The 19576-nt window shown below is 46.3% G+C and carries 14 protein-coding genes; 8 read left to right on the top strand and 6 right to left on the bottom strand.

Annotated features, from left to right (window positions below; genetic code table 11):
- On the top strand, positions 1 to 804 hold the full coding sequence (locus NB463_RS06840; RefSeq protein WP_258432487.1) for an undecaprenyl-diphosphate phosphatase: 804 nt from the start codon (positions 1 to 3) through the stop codon (positions 802 to 804).
- Between the two features lie 228 nt (positions 805 to 1032).
- On the opposite strand, the gene NB463_RS06845 is transcribed toward NB463_RS06840, so the two are convergent.
- On the bottom strand, positions 1033 to 2253 hold the full coding sequence (locus tag NB463_RS06845) for a multifunctional CCA addition/repair protein (RefSeq protein WP_145533412.1): 1221 nt from the start codon (positions 2251 to 2253) through the stop codon (positions 1033 to 1035).
- 138 nt (positions 2254 to 2391) lie between these two features.
- Here NB463_RS06845 and NB463_RS06850 point away from each other — a divergent pair, with 138 nt between their 5' ends.
- From NB463_RS06850 to ggt, 3 genes are all read left to right on the top strand, one after another.
- Complete coding sequence (locus NB463_RS06850; protein ID WP_145533414.1) at positions 2392 to 4008, top strand: ExeA family protein; 1617 nt, start codon at positions 2392 to 2394, stop codon at positions 4006 to 4008.
- Positions 4008 to 4691, top strand: coding sequence for a general secretion pathway protein GspB (locus NB463_RS06855; RefSeq protein WP_237312023.1), 684 nt, complete (start codon positions 4008 to 4010; stop codon positions 4689 to 4691). Before NB463_RS06850 ends, NB463_RS06855 begins: the two co-directional genes overlap by 1 nt.
- 279 nt (positions 4692 to 4970) lie before the next feature.
- Complete coding sequence (ggt, locus tag NB463_RS06860) at positions 4971 to 6701, top strand: gamma-glutamyltransferase (RefSeq protein ID WP_258432484.1); 1731 nt, start codon at positions 4971 to 4973, stop codon at positions 6699 to 6701.
- 91 nt (positions 6702 to 6792) lie between these two features.
- Here the strand turns inward: ggt and NB463_RS06865 are convergent, their stop codons facing one another.
- From NB463_RS06865 to NB463_RS06875, 3 genes are all read right to left on the bottom strand, one after another.
- Positions 6793 to 7404 carry a TIGR04211 family SH3 domain-containing protein gene (locus tag NB463_RS06865; protein ID WP_031780509.1) on the bottom strand — a complete coding sequence of 204 codons (612 nt, stop codon included), beginning with the start codon at positions 7402 to 7404 and terminating at the stop codon, positions 6793 to 6795.
- A gap of 178 nt (positions 7405 to 7582) precedes the next feature.
- Positions 7583 to 8842, bottom strand: a complete 1260-nt coding sequence (locus NB463_RS06870; protein ID WP_005395948.1) for an inorganic phosphate transporter — start codon at positions 8840 to 8842, stop codon at positions 7583 to 7585.
- 131 nt (positions 8843 to 8973) lie between these two features.
- Complete coding sequence (locus NB463_RS06875) at positions 8974 to 9654, bottom strand: TIGR00153 family protein (protein WP_031780508.1); 681 nt, start codon at positions 9652 to 9654, stop codon at positions 8974 to 8976.
- Positions 9655 to 9866: 212 nt separating this feature from the next.
- Between NB463_RS06875 and NB463_RS06880 the strand changes: the two genes are divergently transcribed.
- A complete protein-coding gene (locus NB463_RS06880; RefSeq protein ID WP_053808560.1) occupies positions 9867 to 11399 on the top strand; it encodes a CYTH and CHAD domain-containing protein in 1533 nt (510 codons plus the stop codon).
- A 40-nt stretch (positions 11400 to 11439) separates the two neighbouring features.
- Here NB463_RS06880 and NB463_RS06885 read toward each other — a convergent pair whose 3' ends face one another.
- The gene (locus tag NB463_RS06885; protein WP_006743197.1) at positions 11440 to 12213 is read right to left on the bottom strand and encodes a potassium channel family protein; all 774 of its coding nucleotides are present in this window, start codon (positions 12211 to 12213) and stop codon (positions 11440 to 11442) included.
- Positions 12214 to 12318: 105 nt separating this feature from the next.
- On the opposite strand from NB463_RS06885, the gene NB463_RS06890 reads away from it, so the two are divergent.
- The 3 genes from NB463_RS06890 (at position 12319) to hldE (ending at position 18030) form a co-directional block, all read left to right on the top strand.
- The gene (locus NB463_RS06890) at positions 12319 to 13575 is read left to right on the top strand and encodes a methyl-accepting chemotaxis protein (RefSeq protein ID WP_005395942.1); all 1257 of its coding nucleotides are present in this window, start codon (positions 12319 to 12321) and stop codon (positions 13573 to 13575) included.
- Between the two features lie 113 nt (positions 13576 to 13688).
- The gene (gene glnE, locus NB463_RS06895; protein WP_053808561.1) at positions 13689 to 16532 is read left to right on the top strand and encodes a bifunctional [glutamate--ammonia ligase]-adenylyl-L-tyrosine phosphorylase/[glutamate--ammonia-ligase] adenylyltransferase; all 2844 of its coding nucleotides are present in this window, start codon (positions 13689 to 13691) and stop codon (positions 16530 to 16532) included.
- A gap of 67 nt (positions 16533 to 16599) precedes the next feature.
- Positions 16600 to 18030 carry a bifunctional D-glycero-beta-D-manno-heptose-7-phosphate kinase/D-glycero-beta-D-manno-heptose 1-phosphate adenylyltransferase HldE gene (gene hldE / locus NB463_RS06900; protein ID WP_012842166.1) on the top strand — a complete coding sequence of 477 codons (1431 nt, stop codon included), beginning with the start codon at positions 16600 to 16602 and terminating at the stop codon, positions 18028 to 18030.
- A gap of 177 nt (positions 18031 to 18207) precedes the next feature.
- On the opposite strand, the gene tolC is transcribed toward hldE, so the two are convergent.
- Entirely contained in the window at positions 18208 to 19536 is a 1329-nt protein-coding gene (tolC, locus tag NB463_RS06905; protein ID WP_012842165.1) for an outer membrane channel protein TolC, read from the bottom strand.
- Between the last annotated feature and the right edge of the window lie 40 nt (positions 19537 to 19576).

Here is a 19576-nt window from a genome sequence, read left to right on the forward strand (position 1 = left end):
ATGAGTTATTTTGAAGCCTTTATTCTGGCTCTGATTCAGGGTCTGACAGAGTTTTTGCCTATTTCGAGCTCTGCCCATTTGATCCTGCCCTCCGCCATTTTGGGATGGGAAGACCAAGGTCTAGCTTTTGATGTTGCTGTTCACGTCGGTACATTAATGGCGGTAGTGATCTATTTTCGCCATGAAGTGATCACTCTGTTGCAGGCATTATTTGCTTCGATCTTTAAAGGAGATCGGAGTAAAGAAGCAAAACTTGCTTGGATGATCGTGATCGCCACGATTCCAGCTTGTGTGTTTGGCTTGTTGATGAAAGACATCATTGAAGTGTATCTACGTAGCGCTTATGTCATCGCGACCACAACGATCGTATTTGGTTTGTTGCTTTGGTGGGTAGACAAAAACGCTAAGTTGGTTGCGGATGAATACCAAACGGGTTGGAAGAAAGCCGTGTTTATCGGTATTGCTCAAGCCTTAGCGATGATTCCTGGAACGTCGCGTTCAGGGGCGACCATTACGGCTGCACTTTACCTTGGCTTTACTCGAGAAGCGGCTGCGCGCTTTTCATTTTTAATGTCGATCCCGATCATTACATTGGCTGGTAGCTACTTGGGCATGAAGCTAGTGACCAGTGGTGAACCTGTCCATATTGGTTTCTTACTGACTGGTATCATCACATCGTTTATCAGTGCATACATTTGTATCCACTTTTTCTTAAAGATGATTTCACGCATGGGCATGACACCGTTTGTGATTTACCGTCTGATTCTAGGTTTCGGCTTGTTTGCGTTCTTGCTTAGCGCCTGATAACGCGACGGATTGGCAGCTTGCTTAACCGCAAGCTGCATACCTAAACCACAACGTCATTCTGAACAGCGACGAAGGAGCGAGATTCAGAATCTTCTCTCCGAGTTTCTTGTGGCGTTGGCCATTTCTAAAACTTCCCTGCGTGCTGATATTAGATTCCTAGTCTCGCTAAGGCTCGCTGGAATGACCTGGCATGAATACAATTCGGTTAATTAATCTGAGCTCAGATCACTTATTCAAAGCGACTCTTACCGCTTCAATCCGTCTCTTTTCTTGTTCATCACGTATTGCCGGGCCTTTAAATCCATCCTTAATGATGCTCTGAACATCTACGGCGGCTGCGGCTTGATAAGCGCGGGTAAAAATCTCAGCTTGAGGATAAGGCTTCTCTTCTAACCCTTTTCGACCTGCATGGTCAGCCTGACAGCATATTAAAATATCTTCTAAGCGCTCAGCTTTGCGCCACACATCGAATTTGTTGAGTATTTTTATGATGGTTTGCGGCTTTAACTCGGCTGCGCGATGGATATTGGAGTGCTGTTCGCACACCATCAAGGCTAAATCACGAAACTCATTCGGCACCCGGACACGCTCGCACAGCTTTTTGATCAGTTTTAATCCTGTATGACAATGCATTTTGTGGCTTGGCCATTCGCTCTCTGGTGTCACCCCTTTGCCCAAATCATGCACTTGGGCGGCAAATCTGACGGGGAGTGAGTCACTCAGTCTTGCAGCTTGCTTTGCTACCATCAAAGTATGGATGCCCGTATCGATTTCTGGATGCCATTTTTCTGGTTGAGGCACGCCAAATAGTGCATCAATTTCAGGTAAAACAACGGCCAATGCACCACAATCTCTTAGAGTCGATAAGAAGATATCAGGGCGAGGGGTGGAGAGGGACTTATGCCATTCTTGCCAAACACGCTCGGGAGTCAGTGTGCTCAGCTCCCCAGACTCTGCCATGTGGCGCATTAAGCGCATGGTTTCGTCGGCAACCGTAAAGTCTAGATCAGCCAGCTTGGCAGCAAAGCGAGCGACACGTAAAACGCGTAGAGGGTCTTCGACAAAGGCGTCTGAGACATGGCGTAGGAGTTTATTATTGAGATCTTTCTGGCCGCCGTAAGGATCATGGAGCTTACCTGCATCATCCATTGCCATTGCATTAATGGTTAAATCACGACGAATTAAATCTTCTTCTAAGGTGACACTTTGATCAAAGAAACACTCAAAGCCAGTGTAACCAGACCCTGATTTTCTTTCCGTTCGCGCAAGTGCATGTTCTTCTTTACTTTTTGGGTGCAAAAATACAGGAAAGTCTTTACCAACGGCGGTGTACCCTTTGGACAGCATCGTCTCGGGAGTCGCACCTACGACCACCCAGTCGTTGTCATAACTATCAATTCCGAGCAATTTATCTCGAACTGCGCCACCTACTAAATAAACTTGCACGAATTACCTCTTAATTTATTGATATGCCGTTGGACATTGTAGCAAGCAATGGTACTTTTCTTTACTCCCGAGAGTAGATGCAGCTATGTTTATATTATATCTGACTATTCCCTGGTGGTTTTTTAGCTGGAGAGCCTAATGTATAAGGACTTTTTTGGGTTTGTAGAACAACCATTTTCGATTGTTCCAAACTCGCGTTATTTGTATTTAAGCCAACGTCACAAAGAGGCAATCACACATCTCCAAGCCGGGCTAGGCGATGGCGGTGGTTTTGCTATGCTTACTGGCGAAGTGGGTACAGGCAAAACGACCGTCGCAAAAGCGATGCTGGCGAATTTAGGTGATAACACCAAAGCGGGTCTGATCCTAAATCCCACGTTTTCGAGTCGAGACTTGCTCGAAGCTATTTGCGATGAATTCAAAATTACTTACCCGCCAGATGCAAACCTCAAACAGCTAAACCAAGTGATTCACAAATACTTGCTGCGTAATTATCGCTCAGGCTGGCAGACATTGCTGGTCATTGATGAGGCTCAACACCTTGCTGCCGACGTTTTAGAGCAGTTACGTTTGTTGACCAACTTGGAAACCGATACCAGAAAACTGCTCAAAGTGTTGTTGGTCGGACAGCCTGAATTACAGCGGTTATTACAAACGACGCAACTACGCCAGCTTGCTCAGCGGATTACTGGGCGTTATCACTTGTTGCCGTTGGATGAAAAAGAGACAGAAGATTACATCGCGTTTCGATTACATACGGCAGGTGGTGACCAGCAACTGTTTAATCGTGCTTCTTGTAAACTCATTGCCAAATACAGTCACGGCATCCCGCGCTTGATTAATCTTATCTGTGATAAATCTCTCAACATCAGTTATCACCAAGGTAATGTGGTGGTGGATAAGCAAACCGTTCAGCAGGCCTGTGAAGAGGTGATGCAGTTTCAGGCAGATATTTATCAGCAAGATAAAAAAGAGCGCCGTACTTTCCGCTGGCCTGCTTGGGGCTCTGTCACGGTGGGTCTTATTGCTGCATTAGGTACGGGGTGGTCGGTCGTGAATTATATGCCAGCTCAAGCAACGTCAGTGTTGGCGCAAGTGACCGCACCAAGAGAGGAGCCAACGCCAATAGTCGTCAACCAACAATTGACAGATGATCAGCGTGACTTATTGTTAGCACAAAAACAGTCGAATCTCGCCGTGAATGATTTGTATCGTTTGTGGGGTTATCAAGCATCGGTTCGCGACAATCTTTGTTTATCAGAACCCCAATCGACCATGCGTTGTGAGCGTAAAATGGCGACCTGGCCGCTGCTGATGCAACAAAATCGCCCTGTGATTTTGGAGTTGAATTATCAAGGTGATGTTGGGTATGTCATTTTGTACGCCGTCGGTAATGACAAAGTCGAAGTGCTCAATGGCAAGCAGCGTCTGCGTCTGCCTATTTCGTGGCTAAAGCCGATGTGGCAAGGCAATATCATTGAACTGTGGCAAGCGCCGTTGAAAGAGACATTACGTTTAGACATGGAAGGCCCTGCGATCGAAGTATTAGACCGACTATTAGCAGAAGCGGTAAGTGAGCCACTGCTTGAAACGTCTATTTTTGATGGTGCGATGAAAGAGCGAGTTGAGTTATTCCAACGTTGGCAAGGTATTGGGGTCGACGGCATTGCAGGTAAGCGGACGCTAGATCGTCTTCAACAAAACGTGCAGCCAGATGCGCCTCAACTGGCACGAATCGAGAAGGAGGACGCATAATGTCAGCCATTAAACATATTGGTTTGTTCTTGTTGCCGATCACCGTTGCTGCAATCGGAGTTGCTTGGTATTTAGATCTCCTTACGCCTCATGCTGAAGCTAGTACTTCCGCCCCTAAGGCTAAGATGGAAGCGGAACAACCGTTCAAAGCATTGGACTATCCTGAAACTACTCAGTTGGCGCAATTGCCAAGAGAGTGGCCAAGTGCAGAGCTGTCTCGTGATTTTGGTACGTTTGCAACATCTGATGAATACGTGAGTAATACAGCAAACAAAGACGAGATAGAAACATCTGTATCAACTCAAGGCTCTTCAGTAGTTGAAGAGGACCTAGGTTTGTCTCTGGATGATCTTGACTTGTCCTCATTATCTCCTGATTTGGCGCGAAAGGTCGAAAATGCGTTATCCCGAGATGATGCGCCTTCACCACAAACGGTGCGCGTGAACGATTTAGAGCGCAACGCTCACCAATGGCAAGGGCGTTTACCTGCGCTCAATTTGCAAACTCACATGTACGCCAGTGATGAAAATCGCCGCTGGGTGAAAATTAACAATGTTGAATATCATCAAGGAGACGTTGTTGATGGGCAGGTCACATTAAGAGAAATACAACCGCAAGCGGTGATTGTCGAGTTCCAAGGTGAGCAAATTCGTATCCCAGCGTTGTATGAGTGGAAAGGGTAGCCGTTTTTTATAGTAAATCATCAAGCCAGCGAGGTCATGTCGCTGGCTTTTTTGTTTCTCATAAGGTCTTTTTTCATCTATTTGTGTGATGATTTTTAGGGACTCACACAAGCTAAATATAGCTTTTCTCAGTTGTTTAAATTACATCAATATCAGTCATGTATTAGTAGAATGACTCCAGTCAGCGTTGTGTAAAAAAACGCCATATTGACGAACTTCGTCATCACGACCAGGTCCACGTTAGACCCCATGAAATAACAGGAGTCTACACAGAGACACATGCGTATTCTGATTTTTTCTTTAAGTGTTGTTGCGTCGTTAAGTTACGCAGCAAAGCCGACCCCTTTCCCTATAACACCAGATAATAACGGACAAGATTTTATGGTCAGCGCGACCAACCCTTACGTGAGCAGCACTGGTTATTCAATATTGAAAGAGGGCGGGAATGCCGTTGATGCCATGGTCGCGATGCAGATGGTGATGTCTGTGGTTGAACCGGATATGACGGGAATTGGAGGCGGTACTTTCGCGCTGTTTTATCAACATGACAAGCAGAAGTTTTTAGCCCTTGATGGGCGAGATGAAGCGCCGTCTAGCGCTCACCCTGAGATGTTTATTGAAAATGGGAAAGCACTAAACCGCGATGAAATTTTGGGGCCTCGCTCCGTTGCGGTACCGGGCACCTTACGTTTGCTTTATTCCACTCATGAGCAATACGGCAAATTACCATGGTCTGAGTTGGTTCAACCTGCGATTAAGCTCGCGCGTGATGGGTACGCGATGAATAGCTATACCTATGATATCGTCGTGCGAGAGCAAACGCGTTTGGCTCGCGACCCAGAAATTAAAGCCTTGTATTGGCAATATGATGAAGTGAAGCCAACAGGGACGTTAATGAAGAACCCTAAAATGGCTGAGACGCTAGAGAAAATAGCTCAGCAAGGCGATCGCTATTTGTATGGTGGTGCACTTGGTCAACATATTGTTGATACGGTGAATCGTCGTATTAACGATCAGCATGAGAAATTGTCGTTAGAGGACTTTAAAAACTATCAGGTGAAATCTCGCGATATTATTGAAAGCGATTATCGAGGCAACAAAATCGTTTCGTTTGGTTACCCGGCCTCTGGCGGTGTGATGGTTGCTCAAAGTCTGAAATTGCTGGAGCCGTACGATATATCTCAGATGGCATTAACTGATGTAGAGCCTTGGCGTTTAATGACCGAGGCGATGCGCTTAGCAAAAGCTGATCGTATTGCGTATGCCGGAGATCCGGATTATGTGGAAGCACCAGTTGAACAATTGTTATCTAAAACCTATTTGGACCAGAGACGTGATTTAATCCCTGATAATGGCACCTCGAAAGAGAATCCAAAAGCCGGACAGATAACGCAAACTCAGTATGCGCAATATCAAGGCTTCGAGAGCAAAGATACAGGGCACATTTCTATTGTTGATAGGGAAGGTAATGCGATTGCTATGACCAGCACCGTTGGCACGGGAATGGGCTCTGGTGTCATGGTTGATGGCGTTATCTTGAATGCACAAATGGCAAACTTTTCACCTCAACCAACGCTTAACGGTAAGCCTACTCAAAACTCGATTGAAGCGGGTAAGCGTCCACGCTCAGCCATTACGCCATTAATGGTGATGGACGGCGATGGCAATCTGCGCTTAGTGGTCGGCTCGCCGGGCAGTTCGCAAATTCCGGGGTATGTACTCAAAACCGTGGTTGGGGTACTGGATTGGAAGTTATCAGCGCAAGACGCCATTGACCTACCAAATATCCAGTACGGCACCAAGATAGACCGCACTAAGCCGTATGACCCAACAGGCTTGCTAGTGGAGAAGAAAACCTTCGCAGAAATGTTGGTGCCGGAGTTTATGGAGCTTGGCTACCCAGTACACGTTATTCCAGTGGTAAGTGGTTTGAATGCAATTGAGCTAAAAGATGGCAAGCTTTATGGCGCAACGGATCGTCGTCGAGCGTCTAGTTCAATGGGGGAGTAGTGCAGATTTCCGTAAAACTAAGCAAACAAAAAAGCCAGTCGAATATCGACTGGCTTTTGCATTCTTTTTTATAGATAAAAGGGCGAAGGACTTATGCCCAACCCGCAGGTGAACGTTTTCTACGAGGCATGACATGCGGAAGAATCAAACCAAATAGCAAACCTAAACCTGCAACACCGCCGCCATAAGTGAAGTACTTAAGCAGCATGTCGTCTTTTTGTGTATCCAGTTTAGCGCGCAGCTCGCGGTTTTCTGTTTCAACAGAAGTAAGCTGGTCGCTGATCTCAGAGTATTTATTCTCAAGATCGGAAATTTGTTGGTTACGCGTTTCTAGAGAGGTAACAAGGCCGGCTTTCTCTGCATCAGAAGTTTTACGAGCGTTAGCAAGCTGCTCTTTCACTTCTGCTAGCTCTTTCTCAATGCGAGGAAGGCGAATCGCCATGCTTTCTTGGTTTGTCACAAACTTGCTTTGTACCCAACCAGTACGACCGCGGTCATCACGAACTTGCGTATAGCCAGTATCTCGGTTGGTTTTAATCAGTTGTACTTTAGAACCGGCATTAACACTACCAATAATACGGTAGGTGTTATTTGGACCTGAGTGCATAAAAGTGAAGAGGTCATCAGAAATATAACGGTCTGCTGCTAGGGCCGCTGGCGCTGCTAGCAAAGTAAACAAAACCGTGATGATTAGTTTTTTCACAGTAAATCCCTTAACGATTTTTCTTGGAGACAGCGTTGGCACCGAATGATTGGAGCCGGAAATAGACGAATAGTATGCAGTTTCAAACTTCGGTGCAACAAAGAAGGGAGGCAAAGCCTCCCTTTCTGTGCGTTTGAGTCAATAATGACAAAGCGCTTACATTCTATTGACGAGTGTCTTAAGCGAACATCGCTTGAAGTCCGTAGAAGAATACAACGGCCAATAGTGCACCTGCTGGTAGTGTAACGATCCATGATGCCACGATGTTACGAACTACGCCTAGGTTTAGTGCCGCGATACCACGAGCAAAGCCAACACCGAGAACCGCACCAACCAATGTTTGAGTGGTTGAGATTGGCAGACCAGTACCAGAAGCTAGAACAACAGTACAAGCGGTTGCTAGCTGAGCTGCAAAACCACGGCTAGGAGTTAGTTCAGTGATACCTGTACCAACGGTTGCCATTACTTTGTGACCCAGTGTCGCAAGACCGACCACGATACCAATACCACCAAGAGGTAGAATCCACCAAGCGATGGTGCTTTTCGTGCTGATTTCGCCCATGTGTTCAACAGTCGATACTACAGCAGACAGTGGACCAATGGCGTTTGCAACGTCGTTTGAACCGTGTGCAAATGCCATTGCACAAGCGGTGATAACCATCAGAACGCTGAAGATACCTTCCACGCCAGAAAAGCTGCGGTCTTCTTCGCGATTAGCGAATTTTTTCTGGATATATACGTAGCCGCCAACCATCACAAGTGCTGAAACTGCTGCTGCCCACATCCAAGCTTCGCCATTGGTTAGGTGAAGACCAACGTGTTTTAGACCTTTTTTGATAGTTACAAGTGCAATCACCATTGTTGTGATGAACATGTAAACAGGAACAAAACGTTTGGCGTTGAATAACGGGTTCTCAGTATCAAAAATCAGACGTTGTGCGCTGACAAAAATAACGTAAGCAAAGAAACCTGAAATCACTGGCGTAATAATCCAGCTACCAACAATGCCTTGAACGCTGCCCCAGTCAACCGCTTCAGTACCTACTGATACGCATGCAAAACCAATGATTGCACCGATGATTGAGTGAGTCGTAGATACTGGCCAGCCCATGTAAGAGGCAAGAAGTAACCATGTACCCGCAGCCAAAAGAGCAGACATCATACCGTAGACAAGAACGTCAGGTTGACTAGCAAATAAAGAAGTTTCGATTACACCTTTACGGATAGTGTCGGTTACTTCACCGCCTGCAAGGTAAGCACCTGCAAATTCGAAGATCATCGCAATGATGATAGCTTGTTTTACGGTTAGCGCTTTTGAACCTACTGATGTACCCATCGCATTAGCAACGTCGTTCGCGCCAATACCAATCGCCATCATGAAACCAAAAATCGCTGCAACAATAATCAGGACAGTGCCGTAGTTCGCAAGGATATCCATCGTAATACCTAGTTGTTTTATAACAAGCGGAACAAAATTTTACGCGCGCCAAACCATAAGACGATGAAAATAGTCATCGTCCCTATGACACGTGTTTATTATGCTCTTCGTTATGTCGTTAACTTTATGTTTTAAGATCGAGATAGCATGACTTCCAAACGAGCACCTACGCGCTGCGCTTGGTCGGCAATACCACCTACCCATTCAAGAATCTTGTACAAGAACATGACATCGATAGGGTTCATGTCAGACTCAATCGCCATCAACTGTTGACGAAGTTCAATCTGCATAGCATCGGTATCATCTTCGATGACATCTAATTGATGAATCATTTCAGCGACGAGCGTCACTTCACGACCTTTGAAGCCGGTTTCTAGCAATTCATCAAGTTCATTGATTACCTTTTGCGCCTGATCGGCCGCATCAAGACAACGTTGAACGTAAGCGAGGAAGTTTGGTTGGAGAGCCTCAGGAATGACAAGTTGACGACCATATACACGGCCAGCAATGTCTTTTGCCAGGTTTGCAAGTTTGTCCTGCTGAGTCAGAAGCTCAAGCATGTCAGTACGGTCTACTGGCATGAACAAACCGCGAGGCAGTTTTAGACGGATTTCACGTTTCAGCACGTCCGCTTCTTTCTCTAGGTGAGAAATTTGTGCACGGATTTCAGATGCTTTTTCCCAGTCACCCTTTGAAGATACTTCAAAGAATTTCACCAAGTGTGAACAACATTCGTTGACACACACAACGTGGCGTTGCAAAGGCTTAATTGGGGACTTTGCAAATAACCCCATAATTGTATTTACTGGCATGGTCATTCAACCTAATAACTATAACCTTAAAAAAACATACACCATTTCTGAGTGCTTGGCGAAATGTTGAACGATGGCTATAAAGGCGCGCATGGTAACGCATTAAATCGCTCATTAAAACTGTTTTAGATCATCATTCCGGCGATATTTCTCTCTTGCCGTGCGAGAAATTACGCAATATCCTGTTTCTATCTGCTTTGAAAGGTATAGCTATGGAAACCGAAATAGAACTGAAGTTTTTTGTTTCTCCTGAATTTTCAGAAACTTTAAAAGAAAAAATTTCTGAGACAAAAGTACTTCAGCATAGTTGTCGTGACTTGGGTAACACCTACTTTGATACCGCCGATAAATGGCTGAGAAAGCACGACATTGGTTTAAGAATTCGCCGTTTTGATGATGTATTCGTCCAAACCGTAAAGACAGCAGGACGCGTCGTCGCAGGCTTACATCAAAGACCAGAATACAATGCTGAGCACACTAGCGACGAGCCTAACCTGTCGCTTCATCCTGTAGACATTTGGCCGCCAGGTAAAGATGCAGCAACACTGCAATCTGAGCTTATGCCGTTATTCTCGACCAACTTCACACGTGAACAGTGGCTGATTGGCATGCCAGATGGTAGCCAAATAGAAGTGGCGTTTGACCAAGGTATGGTCGTAGCCAAAGGTGAAGATGGGGAAGAGAAACAAGAACCGATTTGCGAAGTTGAACTGGAACTTAAATCGGGCCAAACCGATGCCCTATTTACACTAGCACGTAGCTTTTGCGAGCAAGGTGGCATGCGTTTGGGTAACTTGAGTAAAGCGGCGAAAGGCTATCGACTTGCAAGTGGCTATGCAGGTGATGAAGTAAAATCGTTGGCACTTGTGGACAGTAGCCCGACGGATACCGTTGAATACTGCTTGATCAACTCTTTAGAACACGCCCTATCTCACTGGCATTATCACGAGCAAATTTATGCTGAGCGTGACAATGTGGAAGCGCTACGTGAAATCAGCAATGCCATTCGTTTTATTCGTCAAACATTGACCATTTTTGGTGGTGTTGTCCCTCGTCGCGCGAGTGCGATTCTGCGCCAAGAGCTTAAATGGTTGGAAGAAGAACTGAGTTGGTTGGATGAACATGCACACCTTGAAGAGCTCTTAGATGACAAAGGCAATGTGCTGCGTAAGTTGGATGCGCGTAAGTTCTTAGTATCTGAGTTGACTCAGCAGTTACAAGAGTTGCCAAGCCGTGAAGAAGTGCTAGGGTTGCTCAATTCCGCACGTTACACAGGGTTACTGCTGGATCTAAGCCGCTGGATCTTAGCACGCGGTTGGCAGCCATTTCTTGATGAAAAAGCACGTGAAAAAATGGCAAGTAACATCATGCCGTTTTCAGTCACTCAGCTCGATCGCACTTGGGCAGAACTAATGGAAGCTTTCCCTGCAGAGCGCGACCTGACGGCGCAAGAGTACGTTGATCAGCGCTATCGCTTGCTGCGTAATCTCTATACTGGTATTGGTTTCGCGAGTCTATATAACTCGGATGAGCGTAACAGCTTCCGTTTGCCATGGGCGGATCTGGTGCATGGTATCGATGATCTGCTAATGCTGAACCACTTGCTTCCGTTGGTAGATATGTTGGAAGACGCAGAAAAAGAGCAATTAGAACGCTGGTTGTACCGTCAAGAGCGTTCAATTTTGCATGCAATGGATCAAACCCGAGCGATCAGTGTGGAAGTTCAGCCTTATTGGCGTGAATGATCACCTTGACTACCTGTACAAAAAATAGGACCGCATGGTCCTATTTTTTTGTCTTTGTTTTGCTTTGTTGCAGCTCTTTTTCTATGAAGTCGAGTCGTTCTAGTATTTGGGCTTGTTGATTCAGGAGCTGCTCGAGCATACGTTCTTTATTGATTAAGCTGTGCGTCTGTTGTTTTGTCGGGGCAGTAAGGATAGAGGTGATAAGACCCGAAATCATACCAAAGATCCCCACACCACAAACAATGATGATGACGGCTAAAAACTTTCCTATTGAGGTCACCGGATAATGATCGCCGTAACCAACGGTTGAGATCGTTACGAATACCCACCACAAAGCATCGGCGCCAGTGCGAATATTCGCTTCTGGGTTTTTCGCTTCGATAAACAGCATGGCACTAGAACCGAGCGTAATGAGGATCACCATCAACAGTAATATTGAGGCGACCGTGGTTTCGCGGCGGTTCTCTTTGAGCTGATGCAAAATGAACTTTGACGAGCGCAGTACTAATACCACTCGAAGAATATGAAAGATACGAGCAAAGCGCAGTGGCTCTATTAATGGGATGCTCGCCACGAAATCTATCCAATGACGTTTAAGAAATAACCACCGATCTGTGGACCGGATCAAATCAATGGTGAGCTGTAATAGAAAAATACTACAGATTATGAAATCCAGACCGATAAGAACTTGACGGGTTTCGTGATCGATCGGGAAAAACAACAAGCCAGAGATCACAAATAGTGCCATAAAAGACAATATTAGTGACAACAGGCCCATCGGTCGTGTGCTGTCTTTGATATCATTGTTTTTCATACGAAGCTCGAAATAAATCGCGTAACCACGCTAAACGCGAACATAACTATAAGTAATATAAAGATTATAGATAAAGACTATATAAGACTCGGTGGAGAACTGACAATGGAAAAGCTGGCATTTAAGCCATGGGAAAGGGTCATATCCGACATTCGACTAGTTCCTAAAATGGTCATGTTGATGGTCTTCAGTACTGTCCTGATAGTGGCAAAACAACTGTGGGACGCGAACACCTTTTACGATTCACTTTTAGCGGCGACACAAAACGCGCAAGTTGCCCAACAGCATTACGAAGCATACTTAACGCAAGTTGCTTGGCAAACCGCCTTATTGATTGTGGTTTTTGTCGTGCTCTTATTAGCGGCGGCTAGAGTGATGCTGCGTCAAACACAGTATCTGAGCGACGCAATCAAACTGATGGCGAGCAAGAACCTCTCCGTGCCATTTGGTATGGATTGTAAAGATGAATACGGAGACGTGGCACGTGAATTAGAAAAGACACGTCGCCAATTGCACGATGTAATTCAAATGCAAATTAATGCTTCTGATGAGTTATCCACACTCACGGAAGTGATGACGCTGAGCATGTCGGAAACGAAAGAGTCGGCGCAAGAAGAGTTTAACGAAATTGATCAACTTGCGACGGCGATGAGTGAAATGTCGTCGACGGTGCAAACCGTCGCAGAACATGCCCAGACGGCGTCTTCTCTTACAGAGCAAGCTTCCGCACAAGCGATTTCTGGTCAACAGTTCTTGCAAAGTACGATGGCGAAAATGAGTGAACTCTCGTCGGACATCGCTTCATCGGCGCAGGCGGTTAACCAGGTCGAAGAACGTGTTGAATCCATTGGTAGTGTTGTGGGTACGATTCAAGGTATCTCTGAACAAACTAACCTGCTTGCACTGAATGCGGCTATTGAAGCGGCGCGAGCTGGCGAGGCGGGTCGTGGTTTTGCGGTGGTTGCAGATGAAGTTCGTAACCTTGCACAACGTACACAACAAGCGACGGTAGAAATTCAAGAGATGATTGCGCAGCTGCAAACCAGTGCAGAATCTGCTGTAGAACTCATGGAGAAAAGTGTAGTGGAAGCGGCCGATGGAAACGAGCTGGTTTCTAATGCTGGATCTGAGCTCGATGGTATTGTTGGGCAAGTGACGCAAATCAATGACATGAACTTCCAAATCGCGACGGCGTCTGGTCAGCAAAGCAGTGTTGCAGAAGAGATGAGTCAAAACCTCACCAATGTACGTGAGCTGGTAGAAGCCTCGGTTGTGGTTGTGACAGAGCTGCTAGAAACTTCTGAAATGATGCAAAATAATGCTGGCGAGTTAGACAAGAAGATCAAATCTTTCCAAGTTTAATATTCCATCCAGAACTTTTGATAAAACGCCCACAAACCTTTTGTGGGCGTTTTTATTTGCTTTAAGTCTGGTATAAAGAATGAGTTACCGTGCTTTTCAAACAAGGAAGAAAAATGCAGCTGCCTTCGCCACTGATTTCTATCGCTGAATCTGCCGTACAAAATGCTCAAGAGGCAGGTTATTTTCCCCTTTGGCCAGATGAGATTGCGCAGCAATTTCGCTATGTGGCGGGCTTAAGCCAGTTTATTACCGAAGCCATTCATCGCGATGAAGTTTTAGCCCGTGAGTTGCCAAGCATGTTAGCGCAACCAAGTCGTCAGGAATCTTACCGCTCACGTCTTGCTGCACTGTTGGGACAATGCCCGGATGAGATGTCTGGTCATCGCGTGTTGCGTCAGTTTCGCAACCGAGAAATGGTGTACATTGCGTGGAAGGATTTCACGCATGCATGGTCGCTAGAAACGTCTTTAAGCCACTTATCCGAGTTGGCTGAAGCGATGATTTTTGAAACCTATCAATGGCAATATCAAGCGTGTTGTCAGGAGTGGGGAACGCCGACGAGTGAGGAAGGTGAAGTACAGCCGATGTTGATTATCGGCATGGGGAAACTGGGTGGTGGCGAGTTAAACTTTTCTTCCGATATCGATCTGATTTTCACGTATCCAGAAAACGGTGAGACACAAGGCGCGCGCCGCAGCATTGCCAATGCCCAGTTCTTTACTCGTCTTGGTCAACGCATCATCAAAGCGCTCGACCAACAAACCTTCGATGGTTTTTGCTACCGCGTCGACATGCGACTGCGTCCATTTGGAGAAAGTGGTCCATTAGTCATGAGCTATGCGGCACTAGAGGATTACTATCAAGAACAGGGACGTGACTGGGAGCGTTACGCGATGATCAAAGCTCGAGTGATGGGGTGCGAAATGTACCCGCAATACCAAGAGCTACGCCAAATGCTGCGTCCTTTTGTTTTTCGTCGCTATATTGATTTCAGTGCGATTCAGTCTTTGCGTCGGATGAAATCGATGATCAGTAGTGAGGTTCGCCGCCGAGGTTTGAACAACAACATTAAGTTAGGTGCAGGTGGCATCCGAGAAATTGAATTTATCGCCCAAGTTTTTCAATTAATTCGAGGTGGTCGCGAGCCTTCTCTTCGTAATCGAGGGTTGTTGGAAACGCTGCAAGGCATTGAAGAGCTAGCGTTACTCACTTCGCAAGAAGTCAGCAGTCTAGAAGCCGCATACAAGTACTTGCGTCAATTAGAAAACTTGTTGCAAGCGATGGCGGACAAGCAAACCCAGACGCTGCCTGATTGCGAAACCGAACGCTTAAAGCTCGCTACCGCGATGCAAATGACCTCTTGGGACCAACTGATTGAGCAAACTCAGCAGCACATGGCGAATGTCCATCAAGTATTTGAGTCGTTAATTGGTGATGATGAAGAAGACGAGGGTACTACGGTTGCTCGTCATTTTCATGAGTTATGGGATATGGCGAACAAACAAGATGTGCTTGAACATATCTTGCAACAGGATATTCAGGTTGAAGACTTTGCTTCATGCGCGAAAACCATCATCAACTTTAAAACCGATCTGGCTAAAAAAACGTTAGGACCGCGTGGACGAGAAGTGTTAAACCGTTTGATGCCGAAGGTGTTTGATGCGGTGTTTTCCCACCCTGATGCACAGTTTGGTTTACCGCGAGTGTTGCATTTACTGCATAATATCTGCACTCGTACGACTTATCTGGAGTTATTGGATGAGCACCCAGCGGCTCTAGTACAGCTCGTGCGTTTGTGTACCGCAAGCCCAATGATTTCAGAGCAGCTATCTCGGTATCCGATCTTACTCGATGAGTTGATCGATCCTGCACAGTTGTACAATCCAATCCCATTAGACAGTTACCGTACAGAGCTGCGTGATTATCTGGCCCGTATTCCAGAAGATGATATGGAGCAGCAAATGGAAGCGTTGCGTCAGTTTAAGCAAATCTGCATTTTACGTATTGCGGCGGCGGATATTGCTGGTGCATTGCCGGTGATGAAAGTGAGTGATCACTTAACCTATTTGGCGGAAGCTATCGTTGATGCTGTGGTCAGTCAGGCTTGGTTGCAAGTGTCCGAAAAATACGGCGAGCCAACGCATGTGAAAGATCGTGAAGGCAAGGGTTTTGCCGTCATTGGCTATGGCAAAGTCGGTGGCTGGGAACTCGGCTATAACTCCGACTTGGATATCGTCTTCATGCATGACTGCCCAGTCAATGTCTATACAGATGGCAAAAAGGAAATCGACGGCCGTCAGTTCTACCTTCGCCTAGCGCAGCGCATCATCCATATTTTCTCGACTCGCACCGCTTCCGGCATTTTGTACGAAGTCGATACCCGCTTGCGCCCATCTGGCGCGTCAGGTTTGTTGGTTAGCCCAACCGATGCGTTTGACGATTATCAGCATCAAGAAGCCTGGACATGGGAGCATCAAGCACTTGTGCGCGCGCGCTTGATTTACGGCGATGAACCCCTTGCCATTGCATTTCACAATACGCGACATGATGTGTTGTGCAAAGCGCGCGATCGGACGGAACTGAAAAAAGCCGTTGTCGAAATGAGAGAGAAAATGCGCGGTCATCTTGGGGGGAAAAAGCCCGGCCGTTTTATGCTCAAGCAAGATGTGGGAGGGATTACCGATATCGAATTTCTCGCTCAGTACTTAGTGCTCAACTATAGTCACGATAAGCCGAAATTAACGCGTTGGTGTGATAATGTGCGCATCTTTGAAACACTCATTGCACAAAATGTCATGGACGAAGACCAGGCAATGCAGTTGATACGTGCCTACACGACAATGCGAAACGAAATACACCGACGAAATCTACTCAATTTAGATGCTGATGTGGTGGAAGATAAGTTTGTTGCCGAAAGGGAGTGGGTAAAACAGGCTTGGAATCAGTGGTTCAGTTAAGACCATATATTTAGCCTCGATAAGGGCTGTGATAAACTCACTTCGATTTAATTTTTGGAGACCAATAATGAAACCAATTCTACCTGATTACAACAGCGCTGGTGTGCTCATCATCGGTGATGTCATGCTAGATCGTTACTGGTATGGCCCAACCGGACGTATTTCTCCTGAAGCGCCGGTTCCTGTTGTAAAAGTAGAAAACAATGAAGAGCGTCCTGGTGGTGCTGCGAACGTTGCGATGAACATCGCATCACTAGGTGGCCATGCTCACATTGTTGGTCTAACAGGGGAAGATGAGCCTGCAAAAGTGCTGACGGAGACGCTGAGCTCACTCAATGTGAAGTGCGATTTCGTTGCACTGCCTGATTACCCAACGATCACGAAGCTTCGCGTAATGAGCCGTGGACAACAGCTTATTCGTCTCGACTTCGAAGATAAGTTTGAAAACACGGATTCTGCACCTGTGCTATCGCGTATGGATGCCGCTCTGCCAAACGTTAAAGCCGTGATTATGTCTGACTACGCAAAAGGCTCGTTAGAGCATGTTCAGGCATACATCCAAAAAGCGCGCGCAGCAAACATTCCAGTTTTCATTGACCCTAAAGGTGCGGATTTTGAACGCTACCGCGGAGCAACACTCTTAACACCAAACATGAAAGAGTTTGAAGATGTTGTTGGCAAAGTAAAATCAGACCAAGAGCTGGTTGAAAAAGCACTTCAGCTTGTTGAAGAGTTTGATTTTGAAGCGCTACTGGTTACGCGTAGTGAAAACGGCATGACGTTGATCCGCCGTGGTCAAGAGCCATTCCACCTTCCGACTCAAGCGAAAGAAGTGTACGACGTGACAGGTGCGGGCGACACGGTTATCTCTGTATTGGCAGCGTCTGTTGCCGCAGGCAAATCCTTCGAAGAAGCGTGTGCACTAGCGAATGCGGCGGCTGGCGTTGTTGTTGGTAAGCTTGGTACCTCGACCTTGTCTGAAATTGAACTGGCAGAAGCGGTACATGGCAGCCAAGACACGGATTACGGTGTAATTTCAGAAAAAGCGCTGATTGAAGCAGTGAAAAAAGCCCGTGCACGTGGCGAGAAAGTCGTTATGACAAACGGCTGCTTTGATATTCTTCACGCTGGGCATGTGTCTTACTTAAACCATGCTGCTGAACTTGGTGATCGCCTGATTGTTGCGGTGAATACCGATGAATCAGTGAAGCGTCTTAAAGGGCCTGGTCGTCCTGTGAATCCAACCGATCGCCGCATGGCGGTATTGGCAGGTTTGGGCGCTGTGGATTGGGTAGTACCATTTAGTGAAGATACGCCGCAACGTTTGATCTCGGAAGTTCTGCCAAGCTTGCTAGTAAAAGGTGGTGACTACAAACCAGAAGAGATTGCTGGTGGTAAAGAAGTCATTGCTGCAGGTGGCGAAGTTCGTGTATTGAACTTTGAGGATGGGTGCTCAACCAGTGAAATCATCAATGCAATCAAAGGCGGTAAGGGCTAAGCCTACGATTTGTTGGCATTGAAACGCTATTTGTTTGTAAAAGGTCGCCAAGTGCGGCCTTTTTGATACTTGATGTTCTGAGACACTTTCGTCTCTTAACGGCAAGCAATAAAAAACGCCAGCTGATAAATCAACTGGCGTTTTTATTTATTGAGAACTGAAGCATTCAGTCAGCAGTTATTTTGCTGCTTTCAAACCTGCATCAACGTCTAAGATGTCTTGTTCGCTTAGCGTACCAACGGCTTGGCGTAGCTGAAGAACACTTAAGATGTAGTCGTAACGAGCGTTCGATAGGTTTTTATTCGCATCGTATAGACGACGAGTTGCGTCTAGCACGTCAACGATAGTACGAGTACCCACATCAAAACCTGCTTCTGTTGCTTCTAGTGCAGAGCGCGCAGAAATAACGGCTTGCTCATAAGCACGTAGTGCGCCGATAGAGGCGTTAATGTTGTTGTTTTGTGCGCGAACATCTTTTACTACGCTACGGTATTGTGCTTCAAGATCTTCACTTGCAGCCACGTACGCGTATTCAGCCTGTTTGGTTTGAGAGGTGACGTTACCACCCGTGTATAGCGGCACCGCAAGGTTCACACCGATATTGAAGTTGTCTGTGGTGTTGTCACGAGAGCTATGAGACGTATCACCGTAGTTGTAACCACCGTCTAGAGACAGCGTTGGTAGATGACCAGAACTTGCTAGTGAAATATTGTCACGTGCGATATCTTGAAGAATACGTGAAGATAGCAAGGTCAGGTTTTTGGTTTTTGCTTCGTCAATTAGCGACTCAGCAGGCACGGTCGATGGGCTAGCAGTGAAGCGGCGAGTGTCCAAGATGTTGAGATCTTTGTGCTCTTGACCGGTGATTTCACGTAATGACTCGTAGCTGTTAGTCAGTGCGTTTTCTGCTAACACCTCATCCGCCAGTACTTGGTCGTACTGAGCTTGCGCGTCGTGTACGTCAGTGATCGCAGATAAACCTACTTCAAAACGCTGTTTTGTTTGCTCTAGTTGACGACCCACTGCGGCTTTTTCTGCACGGACGAAGACAAGGTTGTCTTGTGCGCGTAGAACTTCAAAATACGCTTGTGAAACACGAAGAATTAGTGCTTGTTGAGTCGCAGCGTAAGTTGCGTCTGCTTGGCGAGCACTTTTCTCAGCGGTATCTAGCGAGATCCAAGATGCGCGGTTGTAAAGTGCTTGTGAAAAGCTAACGCCAGCGGTTAGAGCGTTGGCATCGTTTGATACGTCATTGACTAGATTTGAGTCGTATTCAGTATCGCCACGAGTTAAGTTGTAACCTGCTGTTAGGTTAATTTGTGGTAATAGAGCACTACGGCTTGAGGTGATTGCTTCGAAAGCTTGGTCACGTTGTGCTGCTACACTGAGCAATTGTGGATCATTTTGTTTTGCTAAGTCGTAGATTTCAGCCAAAGAGTCTGCGAACGCAGACGTACTCATGCTACCTAGCGCTGCACTGATAAATAGTGGAAGCAATTTTTTCATTTTCTATTCCCGCGGTCAATAGATTGGTTAATTCTCAGTA

It is taken from the genome of Vibrio sp. RM-41-2B (genome assembly GCF_024744415.1).
In the GTDB taxonomy this organism is placed as follows: Bacteria; Pseudomonadota; Gammaproteobacteria; order Enterobacterales; family Vibrionaceae; genus Vibrio; species Vibrio diabolicus.

Excerpts from the sequence above, each read along its gene's own strand:
- NB463_RS06840 (WP_258432487.1), top strand. The coding sequence starts at position 1 with ATGAGTTATTTTGAAGCCTTTATTCTGGCTCTGATTCAGGGTCTGACA.
- NB463_RS06850 (WP_145533414.1), top strand. The coding sequence starts at position 2,392 with ATGTATAAGGACTTTTTTGGGTTTGTAGAACAACCATTTTCGATTGTT.
- NB463_RS06855 (WP_237312023.1), top strand. The coding sequence starts at position 4,008 with ATGTCAGCCATTAAACATATTGGTTTGTTCTTGTTGCCGATCACCGTT.
- ggt (WP_258432484.1), top strand. The coding sequence starts at position 4,971 with ATGCGTATTCTGATTTTTTCTTTAAGTGTTGTTGCGTCGTTAAGTTAC.
- NB463_RS06870 (WP_005395948.1), bottom strand. The coding sequence starts at position 8,842 with ATGGATATCCTTGCGAACTACGGCACTGTCCTGATTATTGTTGCAGCG.
- NB463_RS06875 (WP_031780508.1), bottom strand. The coding sequence starts at position 9,654 with ATGCCAGTAAATACAATTATGGGGTTATTTGCAAAGTCCCCAATTAAG.
- NB463_RS06880 (WP_053808560.1), top strand. The coding sequence starts at position 9,867 with ATGGAAACCGAAATAGAACTGAAGTTTTTTGTTTCTCCTGAATTTTCA.
- NB463_RS06885 (WP_006743197.1), bottom strand. The coding sequence starts at position 12,213 with ATGAAAAACAATGATATCAAAGACAGCACACGACCGATGGGCCTGTTG.
- NB463_RS06890 (WP_005395942.1), top strand. The coding sequence starts at position 12,319 with ATGGAAAAGCTGGCATTTAAGCCATGGGAAAGGGTCATATCCGACATT.
- glnE (WP_053808561.1), top strand. The coding sequence starts at position 13,689 with ATGCAGCTGCCTTCGCCACTGATTTCTATCGCTGAATCTGCCGTACAA.
- hldE (WP_012842166.1), top strand. The coding sequence starts at position 16,600 with ATGAAACCAATTCTACCTGATTACAACAGCGCTGGTGTGCTCATCATC.
- tolC (WP_012842165.1), bottom strand. The coding sequence starts at position 19,536 with ATGAAAAAATTGCTTCCACTATTTATCAGTGCAGCGCTAGGTAGCATG.